At 41.1% G+C, this 22732-nt stretch carries 21 protein-coding genes and 2 tRNA genes; 19 read left to right on the top strand and 4 right to left on the bottom strand.

The annotated features are described in order from the left end of the window. Positions 1-505: 505 nt before the first annotated feature. Positions 506-985 carry a transcription elongation factor GreA gene (gene greA / locus CXF93_RS18175; protein ID WP_101063932.1) on the top strand — a complete coding sequence of 160 codons (480 nt, stop codon included), beginning with the start codon at positions 506-508 and terminating at the stop codon, positions 983-985. Between the two features lie 115 nt (positions 986-1100). On the opposite strand, the gene yhbY is transcribed toward greA, so the two are convergent. Beyond that, positions 1101-1397 (bottom strand): ribosome assembly RNA-binding protein YhbY, encoded by a 297-nt coding sequence (yhbY, locus tag CXF93_RS18170; protein ID WP_101063931.1) that lies wholly within the window; start codon positions 1395-1397, stop codon positions 1101-1103. Between the two features lie 114 nt (positions 1398-1511). On the opposite strand from yhbY, the gene rlmE reads away from it, so the two are divergent. The 15 genes from rlmE (at position 1512) to nlpI (ending at position 18243) form a co-directional block, all read left to right on the top strand. Then, complete coding sequence (gene rlmE, locus CXF93_RS18165) at positions 1512-2156, top strand: 23S rRNA (uridine(2552)-2'-O)-methyltransferase RlmE (protein ID WP_101063930.1); 645 nt, start codon at positions 1512-1514, stop codon at positions 2154-2156. Between the two features lie 295 nt (positions 2157-2451). Then, a complete protein-coding gene (gene ftsH, locus CXF93_RS18160) occupies positions 2452-4368 on the top strand; it encodes an ATP-dependent zinc metalloprotease FtsH (protein WP_198551705.1) in 1917 nt (638 codons plus the stop codon). Positions 4369-4464: 96 nt separating this feature from the next. After that, positions 4465-5394 (top strand): dihydropteroate synthase, encoded by a 930-nt coding sequence (folP, locus tag CXF93_RS18155; protein WP_232784255.1) that lies wholly within the window; start codon positions 4465-4467, stop codon positions 5392-5394. 154 nt (positions 5395-5548) lie between these two features. Continuing rightward, complete coding sequence (gene glmM, locus CXF93_RS18150) at positions 5549-6883, top strand: phosphoglucosamine mutase (RefSeq protein ID WP_101063928.1); 1335 nt, start codon at positions 5549-5551, stop codon at positions 6881-6883. Positions 6884-7134: 251 nt separating this feature from the next. Next, positions 7135-7455 carry a preprotein translocase subunit SecG gene (secG, locus tag CXF93_RS18145; protein WP_101063927.1) on the top strand — a complete coding sequence of 107 codons (321 nt, stop codon included), beginning with the start codon at positions 7135-7137 and terminating at the stop codon, positions 7453-7455. A gap of 126 nt (positions 7456-7581) precedes the next feature. Further along, positions 7582-7666: transfer RNA gene (locus CXF93_RS18140), tRNA-Leu, on the top strand. A 292-nt stretch (positions 7667-7958) separates the two neighbouring features. Beyond that, a tRNA-Met gene (locus CXF93_RS18135) sits at positions 7959-8035 on the top strand. Positions 8036-8277: 242 nt separating this feature from the next. Then, positions 8278-8736, top strand: a complete 459-nt coding sequence (gene rimP, locus CXF93_RS18130) for a ribosome maturation factor RimP (protein ID WP_101063926.1) — start codon at positions 8278-8280, stop codon at positions 8734-8736. Between the two features lie 14 nt (positions 8737-8750). Further along, positions 8751-10250, top strand: a complete 1500-nt coding sequence (gene nusA / locus CXF93_RS18125) for a transcription termination factor NusA (protein WP_101063925.1) — start codon at positions 8751-8753, stop codon at positions 10248-10250. A gap of 26 nt (positions 10251-10276) precedes the next feature. Then, positions 10277-12979 carry a translation initiation factor IF-2 gene (gene infB, locus CXF93_RS18120; protein WP_101063924.1) on the top strand — a complete coding sequence of 901 codons (2703 nt, stop codon included), beginning with the start codon at positions 10277-10279 and terminating at the stop codon, positions 12977-12979. Between the two features lie 76 nt (positions 12980-13055). Next, a complete protein-coding gene (rbfA, locus tag CXF93_RS18115) occupies positions 13056-13484 on the top strand; it encodes a 30S ribosome-binding factor RbfA (protein WP_101063923.1) in 429 nt (142 codons plus the stop codon). 2 nt (positions 13485-13486) lie between these two features. Then, a complete protein-coding gene (gene truB / locus CXF93_RS18110) occupies positions 13487-14452 on the top strand; it encodes a tRNA pseudouridine(55) synthase TruB (RefSeq protein WP_101063922.1) in 966 nt (321 codons plus the stop codon). Between the two features lie 218 nt (positions 14453-14670). Further along, complete coding sequence (rpsO, locus tag CXF93_RS18105; RefSeq protein ID WP_019440396.1) at positions 14671-14940, top strand: 30S ribosomal protein S15; 270 nt, start codon at positions 14671-14673, stop codon at positions 14938-14940. Between the two features lie 211 nt (positions 14941-15151). Further along, the gene (gene pnp, locus CXF93_RS18100) at positions 15152-17269 is read left to right on the top strand and encodes a polyribonucleotide nucleotidyltransferase (protein ID WP_101063921.1); all 2118 of its coding nucleotides are present in this window, start codon (positions 15152-15154) and stop codon (positions 17267-17269) included. An 83-nt stretch (positions 17270-17352) separates the two neighbouring features. Continuing rightward, entirely contained in the window at positions 17353-18243 is an 891-nt protein-coding gene (nlpI, locus tag CXF93_RS18095) for a lipoprotein NlpI (RefSeq protein ID WP_101063920.1), read from the top strand. 58 nt (positions 18244-18301) lie between these two features. Here the strand turns inward: nlpI and CXF93_RS18090 are convergent, their stop codons facing one another. Together CXF93_RS18090 and CXF93_RS18085 are read right to left on the bottom strand one after the other, a co-directional pair. Further along, positions 18302-19183, bottom strand: a complete 882-nt coding sequence (locus CXF93_RS18090; RefSeq protein WP_101063919.1) for a U32 family peptidase — start codon at positions 19181-19183, stop codon at positions 18302-18304. A gap of 38 nt (positions 19184-19221) precedes the next feature. Then, positions 19222-20217: a peptidase U32 family protein gene (locus tag CXF93_RS18085; RefSeq protein WP_101063918.1), complete on the bottom strand. Its 996-nt coding sequence runs from the start codon at positions 20215-20217 to the stop codon at positions 19222-19224. Positions 20218-20390: 173 nt separating this feature from the next. Here CXF93_RS18085 and CXF93_RS18080 point away from each other — a divergent pair, with 173 nt between their 5' ends. From CXF93_RS18080 to rimJ, 3 genes are all read left to right on the top strand, one after another. After that, positions 20391-20918 (top strand): SCP2 domain-containing protein, encoded by a 528-nt coding sequence (locus tag CXF93_RS18080; protein ID WP_101063917.1) that lies wholly within the window; start codon positions 20391-20393, stop codon positions 20916-20918. 275 nt (positions 20919-21193) lie between these two features. Next, complete coding sequence (locus CXF93_RS18075; protein WP_101063916.1) at positions 21194-21772, top strand: NAD(P)H-dependent oxidoreductase; 579 nt, start codon at positions 21194-21196, stop codon at positions 21770-21772. Between the two features lie 18 nt (positions 21773-21790). Further along, positions 21791-22375 carry a ribosomal protein S5-alanine N-acetyltransferase gene (rimJ, locus tag CXF93_RS18070; protein ID WP_101063915.1) on the top strand — a complete coding sequence of 195 codons (585 nt, stop codon included), beginning with the start codon at positions 21791-21793 and terminating at the stop codon, positions 22373-22375. 83 nt (positions 22376-22458) lie between these two features. Here the strand turns inward: rimJ and CXF93_RS18065 are convergent, their stop codons facing one another. Further along, positions 22459-22722, bottom strand: coding sequence for a YfhL family 4Fe-4S dicluster ferredoxin (locus CXF93_RS18065; protein ID WP_101063914.1), 264 nt, complete (start codon positions 22720-22722; stop codon positions 22459-22461). Positions 22723-22732 lie beyond the last annotated feature (10 nt).

Here is a 22732-nt window from a genome sequence, read left to right as displayed (position 1 = left end):
AAAACAGTAAAAACGGCTAGAAATTCTTTCATGATTATATCCTTTGGTTGATTGATTGAATACATTATGCACACATTTCACTCGCATGGCTAGCTTTTTATAAGAAAAGTGTGTCTTTTGAAGCTTTGGGTGCCTGTGGTGGCTGAAGCGCTGATTAGTGTGTGTATTTCTGTTTTTGTTGGTCTATTGTCTGGTCACGACTCGTATTATTGTTGCCGTGGCTTATAAATTACTTGTAGAAGTGTGGTTTTAGCCGTCACGAACGACACTTTGCATGTATTGGCTTAAATGAGGTGCACTTGGTCAGCTAAGCAGAATTTTAAGGCTGATGGGTAATGCACAAATATAGGTCTCAATAATAAGATTAAATCGGTTTAATGGTTTGAATAGGGTGAAGTGTCGTCATATTCGTATTACAATAGAGGCATTATGATTGTAAACATTATCAGCACTGGAAGTTCAGTAATGTCATGATAATGAATTGATTAAAAGGTTATTAAGTATTATGAGTAATATTATCCCAATGACTGCACGCGGTGCAGGGAATTTACGTATTGAATTAGATCAACTTAAAACTGTTCGTCGACCTGAAATTGTGAAATCAATTGCAGACGCGCGTGAGCACGGTGATTTAAAAGAAAATGCCGAATACCATGCAGCACGTGAAGAGCAAGGTTTCTGTGAAGGCCGTATTCAAGATATTGAAGGTAAACTGTCGAATTGTCAGATTATTGATGTGACAAAAATCCCTAATAACGGGCGTGTTATTTTTGGGTCTACTGTCGGGCTTTATAATACTGAAACAGAAGAAGAGATCACTTATAATCTTGTCGGTGATGATGAAGCGAATATTAAAGAAAACCGTATTTCAATTAACTCGCCAATCGCACGTGGTTTAGTGGGTAAAAGTGTAGATGATGTAGCGATGGTGAAGACACCAGGCGGCGCGATCGAATTTGAAATTGTATCGGTAGAATATATCTAACTATCGACACACTGGGTAAAGCTGCAGACACGAACTAGTGTGTTCAGCGACCCAGCTTTAAGGCTGGGTATAGTCGAGCTGGGATTCCTTGCCCAGCTGGATACTCACAAAGCTATTATTTCTTTGGCAGTATGATTTTCTTTTCATCACTTGTACGATAAATAACCAGTGTATGGCCAATACTTAGTACTTTTTCTGCGTTAGCTTCTTTAACAATGGTATCCATCACTAATGCTTTTTGGTCACGGTCTTCAGACGCAACTTTAATTTTGATTAGTTCATGATGAGAGATAGCTAATTCGATTTCAGCCATAACACCTTCAGTTAGGCCGTGTTGGCCTAGTAAGATGACAGGTTTTAATGAATGTGCTAAACCTTTTAAGTGTTGCTTTTGTTTGTTGCTTAATGCCATATTTTAAATTTCTTATTACTTAGGGTTGAAAAAGAGTAATTTTAGCTTCATCTTCATCTTAATACCATGCCATTATGGTAATGGTTTAAAAAAATATTATTAACAGGCTTTCAGATGACCCCGACACCGAAGAAAAAAAGTACCCAAAAAGGCAGTTCTAAAAATTGGTTACAAGAGCATCACAACGATAAATACGTTAAAGATGCAAAGAAACAAGGGTTGCGTTCACGTGCAACTTTTAAGCTTGAAGAGATCCAAGCAAAAGATAAATTATTAAAACCGGGTATGAATATTGTCGACCTTGGTGCTGCTCCTGGTGGTTGGTCACAATTTGCTGTGAAGCACCTAGGTGATAAAGGTCGTGTTATTGCTTGTGATATTTTAGCTATGGATCCAATTGCAGGCGTTGATTTCTTGCAAGGTGACTTTAGAGATGAAAAAGTATTATCGGCATTACTGGCGAAAGTCGGTGATGGCCAGATTGATGTTGTTATCTCTGATATGGCACCAAATATGAGTGGTAATATTGGTGTTGATCAACCAGCAGCAATGTATTTGGTCGAATTGGCACTGGAAATGTGCCGTGAAGTACTTAAACCTGGTGGTAGTTTTGCGGTTAAAGTGTTTCAAGGTGAAGGCTTTGAGCAATTTATGAAAGATGTTCGTAGTATGTTTACTGTCGTTAGAACCAGAAAACCGGATTCGTCACGTGCGCGTTCACGCGAAGTCTTTATCGTTGCAACAGGTTATAAAGGTTAAATTTTGTAATCAGTTACAAAAATAATGTTACTGCTGTGATTAAAGAATAAAATCGAGATTTTTCATCAATAAGCATTTAATTATGTTAATAAATCGTCAAGTCTTGATATATTTGAGTAGACAGTAGAGAATATCAAAAGGGTTCTGCAACCTTGCATTTTACTTGTAAGGATCACAGGATTTAAAATTTAAAATGTAAGTTGTTGTTAAACTGTCTATATTTAGAATATATTGAGTGTTTCAACTGTTTTTTTTCAGGGAACTTAAGACCCGGAGAGGCTAGATTTTGAGTGATATGGCAAAAAATCTGATTTTATGGCTGGTTATTGCAGTCGTACTAATGTCAGTATTTCAGAGTTTCGGACCAAATGACAATTCCAGTAATCAGTTAGATTACAGTTCATTTGTACAACAAGTTAGAAATAAACAGGTTAACGAAGTTAAGATCAACGGACGTACAATCCGTGGTGTTAGCCAAGGTGGTCAGAAGTTTGTTACTTTCTTACCAGCGGAAGACCCACAGCTGTTAAATGACTTGTTAAACAACAACGTTAAAGTATTTGGTGAGCCTGAAGCAGAAGAAAGTTTATTAACTTCTATATTCATCTCTTGGTTCCCAATGCTATTACTTATCGGTGTTTGGGTGTTCTTTATGCGCCAAATGCAAGGTGGCGGCGGTAAAGGCGCTATGTCATTCGGTAAGAGTAAAGCGCGTCTAATGAGTGAAGACCAAATCAAAACAACATTTGCTGACGTTGCTGGTTGTGATGAAGCAAAAGAAGAAGTTGCTGAATTGGTTGATTACTTAAAAGATCCAAGTCGCTTCCAAAAACTGGGTGGTAAAATCCCAACTGGTATCTTATTAGTTGGTTCTCCTGGTACAGGTAAAACATTACTTGCGAAAGCGATTGCTGGTGAAGCTAAAGTACCATTTTTCACTATCTCAGGTTCTGATTTCGTTGAAATGTTTGTTGGTGTTGGTGCATCTCGTGTACGTGACATGTTCGAACAAGCGAAGAAAACATCACCATGTATCATCTTCATTGATGAAATCGATGCTGTTGGTCGTAAGCGTGGTTCTGGTATGGGCGGTGGTCACGATGAACGTGAGCAAACGTTAAACCAAATGTTAGTTGAAATGGATGGCTTTGAAGGTAATGAAGGTATCATTGTTATTGCTGCGACGAACCGTCCAGACGTACTTGATCCAGCATTATTACGTCCAGGCCGTTTTGACCGTCAAGTAACCGTTGGTCTACCTGATATCCGTGGTCGTGACCAGATCTTGAAAGTACACATGCGTAAAGTACCTATCAGCGATGACGTTGAAACAGTTCTTATTGCACGTGGTACGCCAGGTTTCTCTGGTGCTGAGCTTGCTAACCTTGTAAATGAAGCTGCACTATTTGCTGCGCGTACCAATAAACGTACTGTATCAATGGCTGAATTTGAGAAAGCTAAAGATAAGATCTTAATGGGTGCTGAACGTAAGAGCATGGTAATGAGCGAAGATGAGAAAACGATGACAGCGTACCACGAAGCTGGTCACGCAATCGTTGGTCGCTTAGTACCTGATCATGATCCTGTTTATAAAGTAAGTATCATTCCACGTGGCCGGGCGCTAGGTGTAACAATGTACTTACCATTGCAAGATCGCGTGAGTCATTCAAAACGTCATCTAGAAAGCATGATCTCAAGCCTTTACGGTGGTCGTATTGCTGAAGAAATTATCTTTGGTAAAGACTATGTATCAACGGGCGCATCAAATGATATTGAACGTGCAACGGATATTTCTCGTAAGATGGTAACGCAATGGGGTCTATCTGAAAAATTAGGTCCGATGAAGTTTGCTGATGAACAAAGTGAAGTATTCCTTGGCGGCGGTGGTTCACAGGCTGCAAGCATGTCTGCTGATACGGCGAAATTGATTGATGAAGAAATTCGTTTCTTAGTTGATACTAACTACGCTCGCTCACATCAGATCTTAACCGATAATATTGATATTTTGCATTCAATGAAAGATGCATTAATGAAATATGAAACTATCGATGCAAAACAACTTGATGACTTGATGGCTCGTGTTGAAGTGCGCGCTCCTGCAGATTGGGGCGAAAGCTACGGTACACTAGATAAAGACGAATCTAAAGATGTGAAAAAAGAAACAAATGACGAAGATAGCGAAAAAGATAGTGATAAAAAAGATACAGAATAAGCACTAGCTTAGCCGGTATTACTTTATAGCTATTAATTCATGATAGAATAAACCTCGAGTCTAACTCGGGGTTTTTTTTTAGGGATAGAAACGATAATGCAGTTAAACTTAACCGCCAATAGCAATAATGTTAAAATACTCGATCTGAATCAACCTGTGGTCATGGGCATTCTAAATGTAACACCGGACTCTTTTTCTGATGGTGGTCAATACCACGGGTTAGATGCGGCCTTTAACCAAGCCCAAAAAATGGTTGCCGATGGTGCCAAGATTATTGATATAGGCGGTGAATCAACACGCCCTGGTGCCAGTGCTGTTAGCTTAGAAGAAGAACTTGCCCGTGTTATCCCTATTATTAAACGTATAGCGGCACAGCTAGATGTGGTTATTTCTATCGATACCAGTAAAGCTGAGGTTATGCGTCAAGCCATTGCTGCAGGTGCCGACATTATTAATGATGTTAGAGCGTTGCAGGAAAAAGGGGCACTACAAGCGGCCGCTGAACTGGCGGTACCTGTGTGCATTATGCATATGCAAGGTCAACCAAGTACCATGCAAGACGCACCGTCTTATCAAAATGTAACGACAGAAGTGTTAACATTTTTACAGTCGCGTATTGACGATTGTGTTAACGCGGGAATTAAGCGTGAGCATATTATCCTAGACCCAGGGTTTGGTTTTGGTAAAACCTTAGAGCAGAATTATCAGTTATTGGCTGACACACCTGTGTTTCATCAATTTGGTTTACCAGTTCTGATTGGCGTTTCACGTAAGTCGATGATAGGTAATTTATTGCAGTGTGATGAATCACAGCGATTAGCCGGTAGTCTTGCATGTGCGACTGCTGCAGCCACCGCTGGCGCACAAATATTACGTGTCCACGATGTTAGAGAAACGGCGGATGTTTTAGCTGTCGTGGCCCAGCTCGCTAAGCACCGTCTTAGCAACAATAGTTTTAGTAACAATAGCATTAGCATTAGTAACAATAGCATTAGTAAAAACAGCATTAGTAAAAACAGTATTTAAACATAGCATTAGAAAATATAGTGCGAGTAAGCGTAATTCAGATAACAGCAGTAAATAATTAAACTAAATCAATAGATCGTAAGTAACGGTTTAAATTAAAAATAGACGAGTTGAGTTGAATCTCGACTAACAATAAAGATATTAGGGATTAAATATGTCAAGAAAGTATTTTGGTACCGATGGTATTCGCGGCCTTGTAGGTAAAGCACCAATTACACCTGAGTTTGCACTTAAATTGGGTTGGGCTGCAGGTAAAGTACTTGCACAGCAAGGCACTAAGAAAGTCCTTATCGGTAAAGATACACGTATTTCTGGTTACATGTTGGAATGTGCTTTAGAAGCGGGTTTATCAGCGGCAGGTCTTGATGCTGCGTTTATGGGGCCAATGCCGACACCGGCAGTTGCCTATCTAACGCGTACGTTCCGCGCAGAAGCAGGTATTGTCATCAGTGCATCGCATAACCCATACCATGATAACGGTATTAAATTTTTCTCTGCTAACGGTACAAAATTACCAGATGAAGTTGAATTGGCGATTGAAGCGCAGTTAGAACAGGAATTAACCTGTGTTGAGTCGGCATTACTGGGTAAAGCAGTACGTATTGAAGATGCGGCTGGTCGTTATATTGAATATTGTAAAAGTACCTTCCCATCACGTGCTAGCCTAAAAGGCCTGAAAATTGTACTAGATTGTGCCCATGGCGCAACTTATCACATCGCACCCAACGTATTTAAAGAGTTAGGTGCTGAAATTATCACGATTGGTGTCAGTCCAAATGGGTTAAACATTAATGATGGTTGTGGTGCAACAGAACCCGCAGCATTAGCGGCACGTGTACTTGCTGAAAACGCTGATCTTGGTGTGGCTTATGATGGTGATGGCGACCGTCTGATGATGGTTGATCATACTGGTTATGTTATTGACGGCGATGAAATCCTTTATATTATTGCACGTGATGCACTGCGTAACGGTGAATTAAAAGGCGGTGTCGTTGGCACATTAATGGCGAATATGGGCTTAGAGTTAGCGCTTAAGTCATTGGGCATACCGTTTGCGCGAAGTGCTGTTGGTGATCGCTATGTCGTTGAAATGCTACTTGAGAAAGGCTGGCGTATTGGTGGTGAAAACTCAGGTCATATTATTTCACTGGATCACACCACCACAGGTGACGGTATTGTATCAAGCTTATTAGTATTAGCTGCTATGGTACAAAGTGGCTTAACACTGAAAGAGTTACGCTCTGGTATGAGTAAGTTTCCACAAGTATTAGTCAATGTTCGCTTTAGTGGTGATTCCGATCCATTGTTAGCTGAATCAGTGTTACAAGCGGTTAAAGAGGTTGAACTGGAACTTGCTGATCGCGGTCGTGTATTATTGCGTAAATCGGGTACTGAACCGCTTATCCGTGTAATGGTTGAAGGCGAAGATGAAGCGCATGTATTAGCACTGGCGAATAAAATCGCTGATGCCGTTAAAGCGACGTTTTAAGCCCGCGTAGATAGTTATTTTAAGGCTTATTAGTATACCGCAACTGATGTTGTTTTGTGCTAAAGCCTTTTATTCATTGTTTTTTTAATAATCAGCTTGCAACTAGGGTAGAGGTTAGATAATATCTGCTTCGCTTTACCACTTATCGTGATTTAGTTAGAGATTGACTGAATATCGAATTAAGTGTCCCTTACCTCGGGTAAGGATGTTCGATAAAGCTATATTAAACCTTTTGAGATTTAGGTATTAAAATGTACGAAGTTATTATTGTTATTTACTTAATTGTTGCACTTGCAATCATTGGATTCGTTCTAATGCAGCAAGGCAAAGGCGCTGATATGGGTGCTAGCTTTGGTTCTGGCGGTTCAAATACTGTATTTGGTGCTGGCGGTTCAGGTAACTTTTTAACTCGCGTTACTGCAATACTTGCTGTTGCATTTTTTGCTTTAAGCCTAGTGCTTGGTAACTTATCTACGCAATCAGATACTGATGTGATTTTAGATGCTGAAAAACCAGCAATCACAAGTGATGTTCCTGTAGCACCAGTAAGTAACAGTGACGTACCTCAATAAGCATTAAGCATGGCTAGATACACTATACGTCAGCTTAAGGTATTATGTAGTAAGAAAGTAAGTTACAACTATCACCTCAAATAGATACTGTAACTTATAAAATAGATAGTATAAATTTAGTATTGCGCGGATGTGGCGGAATTGGTAGACGCGCCAGCTTGAGGGGTTGGTGACTTAGGTCGTGGGGGTTCAAGTCCCCCCATCCGCACCACTAAATTTATAAATAAATATTAAAAGCTGATTCGTGATGAATCGGCTTTTTTTGTTTTTATTGTTCGGTATATTATTACTTGTATTGGTATGGATAGTTGCACCGAGTTTAAGATCTACTTCCGCGTTTGTTATCCTCCAACTAAAGTGTTTTTATTGCTATAAAATATATCAAAATAACGTTCAATTTAGCTTCATTGCTTACCGCAAGGTATCCTATTCACTATTAAAGTAAATTTTGCCTTGCTTATTACTGTAGCAATAGCCTATAATCAGCGCAGTAAGAACATTGTCGCGGGATGGAGCAGTTTGGTAGCTCGTCGGGCTCATAACCCGAAGGTCGTTGGTTCAAATCCAGCTCCCGCAACCATTTTCTTATACCTGTTGATAGGGCTAGTCAACAGTGTGCAAATAGCATTACTTAAATTTAATTTTATCTCGGTAAATGTAATTTAAGTAATTCTATTGGCTTCTTGTTTATTATTTACTTAATAAGCACCACGCAAGTGGATTACAAGGTCTAGTAGTAAGAAGCCTCGCCTTATAGTCGGGGCTTTTTTATTTTTTAAATTACGGGCATATGCCCTTTTTTTGTTTTTATGGAGGGTTGTTTTGGCGAGTCTAGAACAAACGCTAACTGAATTGTTAGAACCAACAGTTGAAATGTTAGGTTTTGAACTTATTGGTATTGAGTTTACACGAGCTGGTAAACACTCAACATTACTTGTTTATATCGATCATGAAAACGGTATTTTCGTTGATGATTGTTCGAAAGTAAGTCACCAACTTAGCGCGATTATGGATGTTGAAGATCCAATCTCCACTGAGTACTTCTTAGAAGTATCTTCACCTGGTATGGAACGTCCATTGTTTAAAGCATCACATTACCAAGAGTACTGTGGTTCTGAAATCAAAGCATTGTTACGTATGGCCGTTAATGGTCGTCGTAAATTAAAAGGCGTAATCAAAAGTGTTGACGGTGATATGATCACTGTAACAATTGATGGCAAAGACGAAGTCTTAGCACACGCGAATATTCAAAAAGCAAATATAGTTCCAAAATTTGACTAACGAGGCGTCCGGGAATGAATAAAGAAATTCTGTTAGTTGTTGATGCAGTTTCTAACGAGAAAGCACTACCTCGTGAGAAAATTTTCGAAGCAATGGAAATTGCATTAGCGACAGCAACTAAAAAAAGATATGAAGGCGAAATCGAAGTTCGTGTTGAAATTGACCGTAAAACTGGTAATTTTGAAACGTTCCGTCGCTGGCTTGTAATTGATGATAAAGGTGAACCATTAGAAAATCCTTTCTCAGAAATTACCCTGGACGCAGCTAAATTTGATGATGAAAGCATCGAAGTTGGCGGTTTCATTGAAGATACAATTGAATCTGTTGTTTTTGACCGTGTAACTACGCAAACAGCTAAGCAAGTGATCATTCAAAAAGTACGTGAAGCAGAACGCGATTTAATCGTTCAGCAATACGCTAAACACGAAGGTGAGTTAATCACTGGTTTAGTAAAACGTGCTAACCGTGAAACAGTAGTAGTTGATCTTGGTAACAATGCTGAAGCAGTAATGTTCCGTGATGAAATGCTACCACGTGAATCATTCCGTACTGGCGACCGTATTAAAGCTTTACTGAAAGAAGTAAAGCCTGAAGCGCGTGGCACACAGCTGTTTATCAGCCGTTCTTGTAACGAAATGCTAATCGAATTGTTCCGCGTAGAAGTGCCAGAATTCAACGAAGAGATGCTTGAACTTAAAGCCGCTGCTCGTGATCCGGGTTCACGTGCTAAAATCGCGGTTAAGTCTAACGACAAACGTATCGATCCTGTTGGTGCTTGTGTTGGTATGCGTGGCGCACGTGTACAAGCTGTATCAAGTGAACTAAACGGTGAACGAGTTGATATTATCCTTTGGGATGATAACCCAGCGCAGTTTGTTATCAATGCAATGGCACCTGCTGAAGTTGCTTCTATTATTGTTGACGAAGATCAGCATTCAATGGATATTGCGGTTGAACAAGACAATCTAGCACAAGCAATTGGCCGTAACGGTCAAAACGTACGTCTAGCTTCACAACTGACTGGTTGGGAACTAAACGTAATGACAGTTGCTGATGCGAAAGAAAAGCATCAAAAAGAAAATGACCGTTTGTTGAATATCTTCACTGATAAATTAGATATCGATGATGATATGGCTGAATTACTGATCGACGAAGGTTTCTCTTCATTAGAAGAAATCGCGTATGTACCAGTTAATGAATTCTTACAAATTGATGGTTTTGATGAAGATCTAGTTGATGAATTACGTTCACGTGCTAAAAACGCACTAACGACATCTGCACTTGCTGCAGAAGAATCACTAGAAGGTGCTGAACCAAGTGCTGATTTATTAGCGCTTGAAGGCTTAGAAAAGCACCTTGCTTATGTTCTTGCCAGCATCGGAGTAACAACTCTGGAAGAGCTAGCTGAACAAGGCATCGACGATTTAAGCGAAATTGAAGAGTTAACGGATGAACGTGCCGGCGAATTAATTATGGCTGCACGTAATATCTGTTGGTTCAGTGATAGCGAATAATAACGCGAAGAGAGGGATCGAATTACATGGCAGATGTATCAATTACAAAATTGGCCGAGGATATCGGTACGACTGTTGATCGCCTAGTACAACAATTCTCTGATGCTGGTATAGCAAAAGCGAACGATAGTACGGTAAATGAAGGTGAAAAGCAGACACTACTTGTGCACTTAAGTGAGCAACATGGTAGTGATACGGCTGAGCCAAATCGCTTAACATTACAACGCAAAACCAAAAGCACGCTTAGCGTAGCAAGCGGTGGCGGTAAGCAGAAATCAGTAGCAGTAGAAGTACGTAAAAAACGTACTTACGTAAAACGTACTGCCGCTGAAGATGAAGCGACATTAGCAGAAGAAAAAGCTGCAACTGAAGCCGCTGAACAAGCTGCAGCAGAAGTAGCAGCTAAAGCAGCTGAATTAAAAGCACAAGTAGACGCAGAAGCAAAATTAAAAGCTGACGCAGAAGCAAAAGTAAAACGTGATGCTACAGAAAAAGCAAAACGTGAAACAAAACAAAAAACTACAAAATCAAAAGAGGCAGATGATATGGCGAAGCGCGAAGCGGAAGCGTTGAAGCAGAAGCAAGAGCAGGAAGCCACTCGTAAAGCTGAGCTGGAAGCTCAACAAAAAGCTGAAGAAGCACGTAAATTAGCAGAAGAAAACTCTGGCCGTTGGGCTGCAGAAGAAGCTGAACGTGCAAAAACAGATAAATCGGCAGATTACCACGTAACAACATCTACGCATGCACAAGCTGCAGAAGATGATGCTGATGCACTTGCACAAAAAGGTGATCGTAAGAAGAAAGCTGTAGCGCCAGTAGTTGAAGCGGCAAAACCTGCACCAAAAGGTAAAGGCAAAGCACGTAAAGCGAAAGGCCGTAAACCTGATAACCGTTATAGCCGTCATCAAGGTAAATCAGTTAACGCACCTGAAGGTATGCAACAAGGTTTCAACAAGCCTGTTGCTAAAGTTGAACGTGATGTTCGCATCGGTGAGACTATCAGTGTTAGCGAATTAGCACAAAAAATGGCAATCAAAGCGACTGAAATCATCAAATACATGATGAAGCAGGGTTCTATGGTTACTATTAACCAAGTACTTGACCAAGAAACTGCACAACTTGTTGCAGAAGACATGGGTCATAAAGTTATCTTGGTTAAAGAAAATGCTTTAGAAGAAGCTATTTTAGCTGAAGCACAAGGTGAAGGCGAGCAAGTTAAAGTAACGCGTGCTCCTGTTGTTACTATCATGGGTCACGTTGACCACGGTAAAACATCACTACTAGATTATATCCGTCGCGCTAAAGTTGCTGATGGTGAAGCTGGTGGTATCACACAGCACATTGGTGCTTATCACGTTGAAACAGAAAACGGCATGGTGTCTTTCCTTGATACTCCTGGACACGCGGCGTTTACGTCTATGCGTGCTCGTGGTGCTCAAGCGACAGATATTGTTGTACTTGTTGTTGCAGCTGATGATGGTGTTATGCCACAAACAATCGAAGCTATTCACCATGCGAAAGCGGCTGATGTGCCTCTGATTATCGCAGTGAACAAGATGGATAAAGAAGGTGCTGATACAGACCGCGTTAAGAGCGAACTAGCTCAACACAACGTTATGCCAGAAGACTGGGGCGGCGAAAACATGTTTGTTTATGTTTCTGCTAAAGCCGGTACTGGTGTTGATGAACTACTTGAAGCTATCTTATTACAAGCTGACGTATTAGAACTAGAAGCGGTTGCTACTGGTCCTGCTGCGGGTGTTGTTATTGAATCTCGTCTTGATAAAGGCCGTGGTCCAGTTGCAACTGTACTTGTACAACAAGGTGAACTTAAGCAAGGCGATATCGTTCTTTGTGGTCTAGAATATGGCCGTGTTCGTGCAATGCGCGATGAGAATGGTAAGCCAATCGAATCTGCTGGTCCTTCTATTCCTGTAGAGATCTTAGGTCTTTCTGGTGTACCTCGTGCAGGTGACGAAGCGACTGTAGTTCGTGATGAGAAGAAAGCACGTGAAGTTGCGCTTTACCGTCAAGGTAAATTCCGTGATGTGAAACTTGCTCGTCAACAGAAATCTAAACTTGATAACATGTTTGCGAACATGGAAGCGGGCGAAGTTTCTGAGCTTAACATCGTACTTAAAGCAGATGTTCAAGGTTCACTTGAAGCACTTTGTGAGTCACTTGTTAAACTTTCAACTGACGAAGTTAAAGTTGCTATCATCACGCGTGGCGTTGGTGGTATTACTGAAACTGACGTAACACTTGCTGCTGCATCAAACGCTATCGTACTTGGTTTCAACGTACGTGCTGACGCAAAAGCACGTGAAGTTGTTAACAACGAAAGTGTTGATTTACGTTACTACAGCGTTATCTATGACTTGATTGATGAAGTTAGACAAGCGATGAGCGGTCTGCTTGCGCCTGAATTCCGTCAAGAAATCATTGGTCTTGCTGAAGTTCGTGATGTGTTCAAATCACCTAAAATTGGCTCAATCGCTGGTTGTATGGTTACTGAAGGTATCATTAAACGTAGCGCGCCAATCCGTGTACTACGTGAAAACATCGTTATTTACGAAGGCGAACTTGAATCTCTACGTCGCTTTAAAGATGACGTACAAGACGTTCGTATGGGTATTGAATGTGGTATCGGCGTTAAGAACTATAACGACGTACGCGTTGGTGACCAAATCGAAGTATTCGAAACTGTTGAAATTAAACGTACTCTGTAACGGTTAATAGCTCGGTTCGATTAAAATAACTTTATGGGGGCCTTCGGTCCCCATTTTCCTTTAGAGGAATTTAAAAATGGCAAAAGAATTCAGTCGTTCTCGTCGTGTTGCTCAGCAATTACAACAAGAAATTGCGCGTATTTTACAGCGTGAAGTAAAAGATCCACGTGTAGGTATGGTTACAGTATCAAGTATCGATCTGTCTCGTGACCTTTCTTACGCAAAAGTTTATGTTACGTTTTTCAACATCGATGACGATGAAGCTCGTATTAAAGACGGTATCGCGGCATTAGACGCAGCAAGTGGTTATATCCGCTCGTTAGTTGGTAGCGCAATGAAGTTACGTATCGTACCTGAACTGCGTTTCATCTATGACAACACTTTGGTTGAAGGTATGCGTCTGTCAACGTTAGTAACTGAAGTACGTGCTAAAGATAAAAAATTGCAAGATGATTACGGCACTACTGAAGGTGATGATAAAGACGCTTCTGAAGGAGAGTCTTAGTCATGTCTCCACGTCGTCGTCGCTGGAAAGGTCGTGATGTGCATGGTGTATTCTTGTTGGATAAACCAACAGGAATTAGTTCAAACGATGCCTTACAGCGTGTAAAGAAGATTTTCTTTGCTGCTAAAGCGGGCCATACAGGCGCTCTAGATCCATTAGCGACTGGTATGTTGCCATTGTGCTTTGGTGAAGCAACGAAGTTTTCTCAGTTTTTACTTGATTCAGACAAGCGTTACATCGTAACTGCAAAGCTGGGTGAACGTACGGATACATCAGACTCGCATGGCGAGATCGTGCAAACACGCCCGGTCAACGTCAGTGATGCAGAGTTATTGATTGCACTTGATACATTCCGTGGCGACACAGAACAAGTACCATCAATGTTCTCGGCATTAAAGCACGAAGGCAAGCCTTTGTACTGGTATGCGCGTCAAGGTATCTTTATCGATCGTCCTGCACGTCCAATTTCAGTATTTGAACTTAAATTATTAAGTTTTGATAACGATGAAGTTAACCTAGAGATTCACGTGAGTAAGGGTACTTATATCCGTACTATCGTTGATGATCTTGGTGAGCTATTGGGCTGCGGCGCACATGTAAGCATGCTACGTCGTATTGGCGTTAGTGCTTACCCTGCAGAACGTATGATGACGTTCGAACAATTGGAAGAGATTGTTGAGCAAGCAAATGTTGACGGTGTTGAGCCGAAAGAGTTGCTTGATCCATTATTGATGCCACTTGATTCAGCAGTAAGTCATTTACCTGAAGCGAACATGAATACAGAGAGTGGTGATTTTATATTACACGGCCAGCCCGTCGTAATACCGAATACGCCGGAATCTGGCTTAGTGCGCATGACTGTTGGTGAAGACCGCGTCTTTATTGGTGTTGGTGCGATGGACGACCAAGGTCGTGTAGCACCAAAACGTGTAGTTAACTATGAAACACAGGCTCGTGAGCCACAATAGTTCGATGTTCAGATAATTGCACTAGTGGATTAGTAAAAGGCATGATTACGCAGGTAATCGTGCTTTTTTTATACGTCTTTTTCGGTGTGTTATTTGTTTATTTATTGATTGATGAAAATGATTGCAGGAATTAATCGAGGTCTGTATACTCCGGGCTTCTTCTTATAGCTGAACGAGTGGTCGGCTATAAGCTATTTATCTATATTGGAGATTCCACTATGTCATTAAGCGCTGAAGCTAAAGCAGTAATCGTTGCAGATTTCGCACGTCAAGAAGGCGACACAGGTTCAACTGAAGTTCAAGTTGCACTTCTAACTGCACAAATTAACCACCTTCAAGGTCACTTCAAGAAGCACATCCACGATCACCACAGCCGTCGTGGTCTATTACGTATGGTTGCTAGCCGTCGTAAACTTCTTGACTACCTAAAACGTACTGAAAACGTACGTTATGCAGATCTTATTGCACGTTTAGGTCTACGTCGTTAATCGACGATTAATTTGACGTCTACGGACAACAAATTATAAGAAAGGAGCCAATTTGGCTCCTTTTTGCTTTTTAATTTCCCTTCAAACGCCCCCATTACACGTTATTTTCGAACTTATTTCACTATTTCCAATACTTACATTGCCCTTTAATTTTTTTATGCCGTATACTTAGCGACGAAATTAAAGAGACATTAAAGATTAAGGACAAAGAGTGAATCCTATCGTAAAATCGTTTAAGTATGGTCAACATACAGTTACATTAGAAACAGGTGTTATTGCACGTCAAGCAACAGCAGCTGTAATGGCAAGCATCGGTGATACTTCTGTTTTAGTAAGTGTTGTTGGTAAAAAACACGCTGAAGCTGGTCGTGATTTCTTCCCGCTAACAGTGAATTACCAAGAACGTACTTACGCTGCAGGTAAGATCCCTGGTGGCTTCTTTAAACGTGAAGGCCGTCCAAGTGAAGGCGAGACATTAACATGTCGCCTAATCGACCGTCCAATCCGTCCACTATTTCCTGCTGGCTTCAAAAATGAAGTTCAAGTAGTAGCTACTGTTGTATCTGTTAACCCTGAAATTCAACCTGATTTGGTTGCATTAATCGGTGTTTCAGCTGCATTAAGTATCTCTGGTATGCCGTTCAATGGCCCAATTGGTGCTGCACGCATCGGTTTCCAGAATGACGAATACATTCTTAACCCATCAACATCTGAGTTAGCAGAAAGCCAACTAGACCTTGTTGTTGCCGGTACTGAAAATGCAGTATTGATGGTTGAATCTGAAGCTGAAATTCTTAGCGAAGAGCAAATGCTTGGCGCGGTTGTTTATGGCCACGAGCAAATGCAAGTTGTTGTTGAAGCAATTAAAGAATTTGCAGCAGAAGTTAATACTCCTAAATGGGAATGGTCTGCACCAACTGTAAATGAAGAAGTTAAAGCTAAAATTGCTGAACTTGCTTCTGAAGATGTTGCTGCTGCTTACCAAATCCAAGAAAAAGCTGAACGTTACGCTAAAATGGGCGAAATTAAAGCTGCAGTTATCGCTAAATTATTAGAAGAAAACGCAGACTTAAATGTACGTGAAGCGGGCGACTTACTTGGCGCTTTAGAAAAGAACATCGTACGTAATCGTATTCTTGATGGCGAACCACGTATTGATGGTCGTGATCCAGAAATGATCCGTGCATTAAGCGTAATGACTGGCGTTCTACCTCGTACACACGGTAGCTCACTATTCACACGTGGCGAAACGCAAGCGTTAGTAACTGCAACACTAGGTACTGAACGTGATGCACAACGTATCGACAGCCTAACTGGCGAAACGATTGACCGTTTCCTAATGCATTATAACTTCCCTCCTTACTGTGTTGGTGAAACTGGTATGGTAGGTTCGCCTAAACGTCGTGAGATTGGTCACGGTCGTCTAGCGAAACGTGGTGTTTTAGCGGTTATGCCTACGGCAGATGAATTCCCGTACACAGTACGTGTTGTATCTGAAATTACTGAATCTAACGGTTCAAGCTCAATGGCTTCTGTATGTGGTACTTCGTTAGCACTTATGGATGCTGGTGTGCCAATCAAGGCTTCTGTTGCGGGCATCGCAATGGGTCTAGTACTTGACGGCGACCGTAGCGTAGTTCTTTCAGACATTCTTGGTGATGAAGATCACTTAGGTGACATGGACTTTAAAGTTGCTGGTTCAACTGCTGGTATCACTGCACTACAGATGGATATCAAAATTGAAGGTATCACTAAAGACATCATGCAGAAAGCGCTTGTACAAGCAAAAGCTGCACGTCTACACATCTTAAGTGTGATGGATCAAGCTATCGCAACTAACCGTGATGATGTATCTGAATTCGCACCGCGTATTCATACAATCAAAATCAGCACGGATAAGATCAAAGACATCATCGGTAAAGGCGGCGCAACAATCCGTGCACTTACTGAAGAAACTGGTACTACGATCGAAATCGAAGATGACGGTACAGTGAAAATTGCAGCGACAAGTGGCGAACAGGCACAAGCAGCAATCGAACGTATTCACCAACTAACAGCTGAAGTTGAAGTTGGTCAAATCTACGAAGGTAAAGTTGTACGTCTAGCTGACTTCGGCGCATTTGTTAACATCTTACCTGGTAAAGATGGCTTAGTTCATATCTCGCAAATTACGCAAGAACGTGTGAACAAAGTTGCAGATCACCTGTCTGTAGAACAAGTAGTTAAAGTTAAAGTTCTAGAAGTAGACCGTCAAGGTCGTATCCGTCTAAGTATTAAAGAAGCAATGGACGCTCCAGCAGCATCTATTGAGCAACCAGTTAGCGAATAACTTGTTGTTAATTTAGATTGATTATTTTAAGGAGCGTTGATACGCTCCTTTTTTGTATCTGTAAAATAATAAGTGGTTTAATTATGAAAAGATGTCTTAGTTTATTGATTGCTACAGCCTTACTTTCAGGCTGTAGTTCATTGTCGGGGTCTTTTTCAACTGATGACCGCAAGCCTTCCGAATTAATTCTCGCAGAGCCACTTCAAGTTAATTACCAAACTGAAATTATGTTAATGCGTTATAGCCAGTTAATTCTGGATGCCAAAGATGATCGCAGTCGCCAAGCTCGCTATTTTTATGAACGCGGCTTACTGGCTGATAGCATGGGTTTACGCTCACTGGCACACGCTGACTTCCAACGCTCATTAACATTGCAGCCTGATTTTGTACCGGCTTATAATTTTATTGGTCTGTATATGACCCAAACCGAGCAGTTTGATGAAGCATTTGATGCTTATGATTCAATTGCGCAGTTAGACCCAGAAAATAATTATGTATTCCTCAACCGGGGTATCGCGCTGTATTATGGCGAACGTTATGGCTTAGCGATTAATGATCTTGTTAGTGCCTACAATGAAGCGCCTAACGACCCATTTAGAACCTTATGGTTATATTACCCTGAATATCAAGTCAATGCTGAAGAGGCGTTAAAATCAGTTCAAGCGCGTTATAATCAGCATATTGATGATGTTTGGTCATGGAATATCGTTGCGCTATATACTCAAGAGTTAAGTGAAACGCAATTATTGGCGAAATTACTTGATGGCTTAGATAAAAATGATCCGAGCTATAACAAAATATTAGCCCATCGTTTAACTGAAACTTATTTTTACCTGGGTAAATACAAAGCCTTAATGGATGATGATAATGCCGCTGAAAGCTATTTCAAATTAGCATTAAGTAACAATGTCTATGAATTTATCGAGCATGGTTACGCCCGTTTAGAATTGAGCCGTTTAGCGAATAAGGGCTAACCCCCTTCAAGCCTCCCCCTTACTTTCTGGTTAAGTTAAGGAAGGGGGAGGAGCTAAGTTAGCTATTTACAGTATCGAATCCGGCAATTTGATGCCAATAGCCATTACACTCGCGATCGAGTTGTAAGTCGAACTTAACATTCTCTTCCGCTGCTTGTTTAAATTGACCAAGGGTGTCGAATGCTGAATCACCTAACGGACTCACGCGCACCACATCGACTAGATCCTGCATACTTGCCACATCATTTAATAAATTGTATTTATAGCCTGACATGGTTTGAATACCATTAATGGTAAATAACTCTTTATCGTCTTGGCTATACACTGGTTTGCCATTGGCATGATTGATACAACACAGTTCGCAATCATCTTTGGCTTTGTTTTCTGAACGTGCGGTAAAACAGCGAGCAGAGTAGGCCAGTGGTAAATGACCGTAGGCAAACACTTCTATTTCAAATTGGTCGCGAATATTGAGTATTCTGCTGTCTTCTTGCAACTGCACTAACCAATCTCGAGACAATTCGACTGGCATGACCCAGCGCTGCATGCCTTTATTGACGAGTAACTGCAAGACTTGCGCGTTATAGATATTAAGCGCATGGCCACAGACAAACGGGGTTTTGGCTTCAGCCAATAAATTAATGGCACCAAAGTCGTTTGCTTCAACAATAAAATCACCGTTTTCACAGTATTTTCGCAATATGTTCACTTCTGAGGGCGCTTCTAATAACGCCATGGTTGAGATCACCACTTGCTTACCGGAATCGGCAATTTCTTTAGCTAGCCCTAACCAGTTTTTCGGTTTCAGTTCACGGCGCTTGCTGCAAACGGTTTCACCAAGATAAATAATATCGGCATCTGAGTTAACCGCTGCTGCATAAAAATCTTCGACTTGTTGTTTTGGCCAATAATATAAGATTGGGCCTAATGCGTATTTCATAATTATTCTCGCGGCTATTTGCCAATATAAGTTACAGGTTACTGCCAATCTCGGTGATAAGCGCCTAATGTTGTGCTGGTGCCTTCAGAAAGCTGATCAAGTTGCTTGTTCCATGCGGCTTCAACTTGATATTGCGCTGGATCTTGGCGGTAACGGTCAAGTGCAGCACGCCATACTTTAGTGACTTGTTCGGTATAGGCTGGACTACGTTGGCGACCTTCAATTTTAACTGCGGCAATATTGGCTTGTGCTAGTTCTGGTATTAACGCTAAGGTATTTAAGCTGGTAGGCTCTTCGAGTGCATGGAATACTTTACCGTCGACATTAAAGCGGCCTTTACAGAGTGTTGGGTAACCAGTTTTTTCTTCTGGTTGGTAACGGTCGATAAGCACGCCGTTTAAGCGAGACTCGAGGCCTTTCTCGGTTTCTTCCCAGCGCACAAACTTTGCTGGCGAGCATGCGCCTACCGTATTTGGTGATTCACCGGTTAAATACGAGGATAAATAACAGCGGCCTTCAGCCATGATACATAAACTACCAAAGGCAAAAACTTCTAACTCTACGTCGGTATTTCGAGCCAATTGCTTGACTTGATGGATCGACAATACCCGTGGCAATACCACTCGGCTGATATTAAAATTATTGGTGTAGAAGTTAATCGCTTCGACATTGGTTGCTGAAGCTTGCACGGATAAATGCAGTTCTAAATCAGGATATTTCTTGGTGGCATAATCAAGCACTGCCACATCTGAAATAATAGCGGCATCAACGCCCATATCAGCACAACGGTCAACGGCGCGTTCCCAACGCTCTAATTTCCCTGGATGTGCAAAGGTGTTGATCGCAACATGTAAGTGACGGTCGTGACTACGGATATAATCAACGGCTTTATCGAGTTTCTTATCGGTAAAGTTTAAACCGGCAAAATGGCGGGCATTAGTATCGTCTTTAAAACCGATATAAACCGCATCGGCGCCATTGTCGACCGCGGTTTTTAGAGCCGGTAAATTACCAGCAGGGCAGAGTAATTCCATTGTGATAGTGTCTTGAACGATGAATCTTGGCAAAAATTGTAAAGTATCTCGGTTTTATTGGATTTGATTTAGGGCAGGATTATCTGAGTTAATCTACTTTAAATTGACTTTGCTTAGGATATGCTCGCCAATGGCGCGCTAAAATAGTTTTTTTATTCAAGGACCATACCCTGATGTTACATACTCTACACCGTAAGTTGGTACATACTGTACCTGGATTATTAGCGATTCCAGCTAAAGTATTACCTTTTTCACTGCAAGAGAAAGTACTATCACAGGTACTCAATAGAGTATTCGCAGAAACGCTAGCGGATGATGAATTTGAGTTTCTTGAGCAAAAATGGTTACAGGTTGAAATTACCGACTTAGGCATCAATTGGTTTATTAGCTGTGCTGACAGTAAGCTGATCATAGCACCAAGTGCAGCGTCGGTTGATGTCAGCTTTAAAGGTAACTTAAATGAATTAGTGTTAATTACCGCACGTAAAGAAGATCCAGATACGTTATTTTTCCAACGTCGTTTAAAGATTGAAGGCGATACCGAACTCGGTCTAGAAGTAAAAAACATGCTTGATAGTTTTGATCTGGATGAATTACCAAAAGCGGTGACGACATTATTGAGCTATGTTGCGGAGTTTATTCAACAAGGCTTAGCCGAGCCTGTATTAAGCAGTACAGTGAAGGGCAAAGTAACTGCCTAAGCATGATTTATTCGGTTTGTTATCCTTGCGAACCTGAAGATTAAATATCCCACTTTGTTATTTATCCCCATACTGATGGGGCGAAGTGGGTATGCGCTTCATACTTATTCTTCCCTGCCTATTTAGTATCATGCCTTAGTATGGTTATAGTATTGCTTTGCACTATTGCTATAGACCTTATAGACGCTCCCTCATATCATCGCTAGCTTAATGAAAATGTCATATGGAGATGAGCCTCACTGAATCGTGAGTGTCTTTGATGTAAGGAGCATAAGGTGAGACTAGTTGTTATTAGTGGTAGTACCCGAAATCGGTCGACAACCATCAAGGTTGCACAGTCGGTATTACAATTAGCCCAGCAGTCCCAATTGTTTAGCAAAGTGAATTTATTGGATTTTGTTAACCTTGCTTTACCTATTTGGGATAAAGCATTAAAAAATGAAATTGTCGATTGGCAAGATGAATGGCAAGACACCGCAGCATTAATGGGCCTTGCCGATGCGGTCATTATTGTCAGCCCTGAATGGGAAGAAGAAAGCTTAGATAATTTCTATGCCTTTTGTGAACGTGACCATTTAGCCTTATTACCCTGTGTGGTATTACGGGTTGGCAGTAATTGCCGTGGCGCTTATTCGCCAACAGCGCTATCGATGGCTAACTTTAGTAACAATCGCACTTGCTTGGTGTTGGAACATTTTATTGTCGCGACGATTGATTCCGTGAATAACTGCAAAGAAACATATTATCCATTTGAAACCCTATTAGTAGAACGTATACTGGCTAATTTAGGCTTGATGAAGCAGTTAGTTGATAATGGTGGTCTATTATCGGCAACTCGATTACATCGTGCTTAGTTTTAGCTGAGGTGTTCGATGTCATCAAATCCCCCCCAATTTGTCACTAAGCGTTTAGTCATTCGCGTGGCGGTGGCGAGCGATGCTGAAAAACTATGTCAGTATTATATTCGTAATCAAGTTCATTTAGCACCTTGGGAGCCAATACGCAGTGAGGTTTATTATACCTTGCGTTGGTGGCAGCTACGTGTCGAACAGATCCGCATTGAATTTAATGCCGCGAGTGCAATTAATTTTATTGCTATCGACCGGGATACCGCTGAGATCGTCGCGGTGGCTAATTTTAGTAACATTATTCAAGGGGTGTTTAAGTCCTGCTATCTTGGTTATTCAATTTCAAAGGTTCATGAAGGGCAGGGGCTGATGGTTGAGTTTTTGCAAACTTGTTTAGGTTTCATGTTTGAAAATGTAGGTTTGAATCGAGTGATGGCTAATTACATTCCGGTGAATGAGCGTAGTGGTGCGTTATTACAGCGATTAGGTTTTGAGCGTGAAGGTTATGCACGTAAATACTTAAAAATAGCGGGAAGTTGGCAAGATCATGTATTAACGGCATTACTACATGAAGATTGGTCGGCGGGAAAGCAAAACGGCGAGCTATAAGCTCGCCGTTTTCGTATTTATTAGACTGAAATCAGAATCAAACTAGGAATAAAACCAAGTCTGAAATCAAAACTTTAGCTTGATTAGTGTGCTGCTTTTGTTGCTTCTTGGATCATGACAAATTTTTCCCATAATGCGTCCTCTTTTTCTACATGATCCGGGTCGGTAATAATGCAGTTAATCGGGCAAACCGTCTTACAGGTTGGTTTATCATAATGACCTACGCATTCAGTGCATAACAGCGGGTCGATTTCATAAATCTTGGCACCAAAGGTGATAGCGCCATTCGGACATTCCGGATCGCACATATCGCAGTTAATACACTTATCATTAATTAATAATGCCATAAGGTTATTT

This window comes from Moritella sp. Urea-trap-13, assembly GCF_002836355.1.
GTDB lineage: Bacteria > Pseudomonadota > Gammaproteobacteria > Enterobacterales > Moritellaceae > Moritella.
The sequence above is the reverse complement of the archived record's forward strand: the minus strand, read 5'-3'. Positions and strand labels throughout refer to the sequence as shown.

Excerpts from the sequence above, each read along its gene's own strand:
- rimJ (WP_101063915.1), top strand. The coding sequence starts at position 21,791 with ATGTCATCAAATCCCCCCCAATTTGTCACTAAGCGTTTAGTCATTCGC.
- CXF93_RS18090 (WP_101063919.1), bottom strand. The coding sequence starts at position 19,183 with ATGAAATACGCATTAGGCCCAATCTTATATTATTGGCCAAAACAACAA.
- CXF93_RS18085 (WP_101063918.1), bottom strand. The coding sequence starts at position 20,217 with ATGGAATTACTCTGCCCTGCTGGTAATTTACCGGCTCTAAAAACCGCG.
- greA (WP_101063932.1), top strand. The coding sequence starts at position 506 with ATGAGTAATATTATCCCAATGACTGCACGCGGTGCAGGGAATTTACGT.
- nusA (WP_101063925.1), top strand. The coding sequence starts at position 8,751 with ATGAATAAAGAAATTCTGTTAGTTGTTGATGCAGTTTCTAACGAGAAA.
- rbfA (WP_101063923.1), top strand. The coding sequence starts at position 13,056 with ATGGCAAAAGAATTCAGTCGTTCTCGTCGTGTTGCTCAGCAATTACAA.
- yhbY (WP_101063931.1), bottom strand. The coding sequence starts at position 1,397 with ATGGCATTAAGCAACAAACAAAAGCAACACTTAAAAGGTTTAGCACAT.
- secG (WP_101063927.1), top strand. The coding sequence starts at position 7,135 with ATGTACGAAGTTATTATTGTTATTTACTTAATTGTTGCACTTGCAATC.
- nlpI (WP_101063920.1), top strand. The coding sequence starts at position 17,353 with ATGAAAAGATGTCTTAGTTTATTGATTGCTACAGCCTTACTTTCAGGC.
- rpsO (WP_019440396.1), top strand. The coding sequence starts at position 14,671 with ATGTCATTAAGCGCTGAAGCTAAAGCAGTAATCGTTGCAGATTTCGCA.
- folP (WP_232784255.1), top strand. The coding sequence starts at position 4,465 with ATGCAGTTAAACTTAACCGCCAATAGCAATAATGTTAAAATACTCGAT.
- CXF93_RS18080 (WP_101063917.1), top strand. The coding sequence starts at position 20,391 with ATGTTACATACTCTACACCGTAAGTTGGTACATACTGTACCTGGATTA.
- ftsH (WP_198551705.1), top strand. The coding sequence starts at position 2,452 with ATGGCAAAAAATCTGATTTTATGGCTGGTTATTGCAGTCGTACTAATG.
- CXF93_RS18065 (WP_101063914.1), bottom strand. The coding sequence starts at position 22,722 with ATGGCATTATTAATTAATGATAAGTGTATTAACTGCGATATGTGCGAT.
- glmM (WP_101063928.1), top strand. The coding sequence starts at position 5,549 with ATGTCAAGAAAGTATTTTGGTACCGATGGTATTCGCGGCCTTGTAGGT.
- truB (WP_101063922.1), top strand. The coding sequence starts at position 13,487 with ATGTCTCCACGTCGTCGTCGCTGGAAAGGTCGTGATGTGCATGGTGTA.
- rlmE (WP_101063930.1), top strand. The coding sequence starts at position 1,512 with ATGACCCCGACACCGAAGAAAAAAAGTACCCAAAAAGGCAGTTCTAAA.
- infB (WP_101063924.1), top strand. The coding sequence starts at position 10,277 with ATGGCAGATGTATCAATTACAAAATTGGCCGAGGATATCGGTACGACT.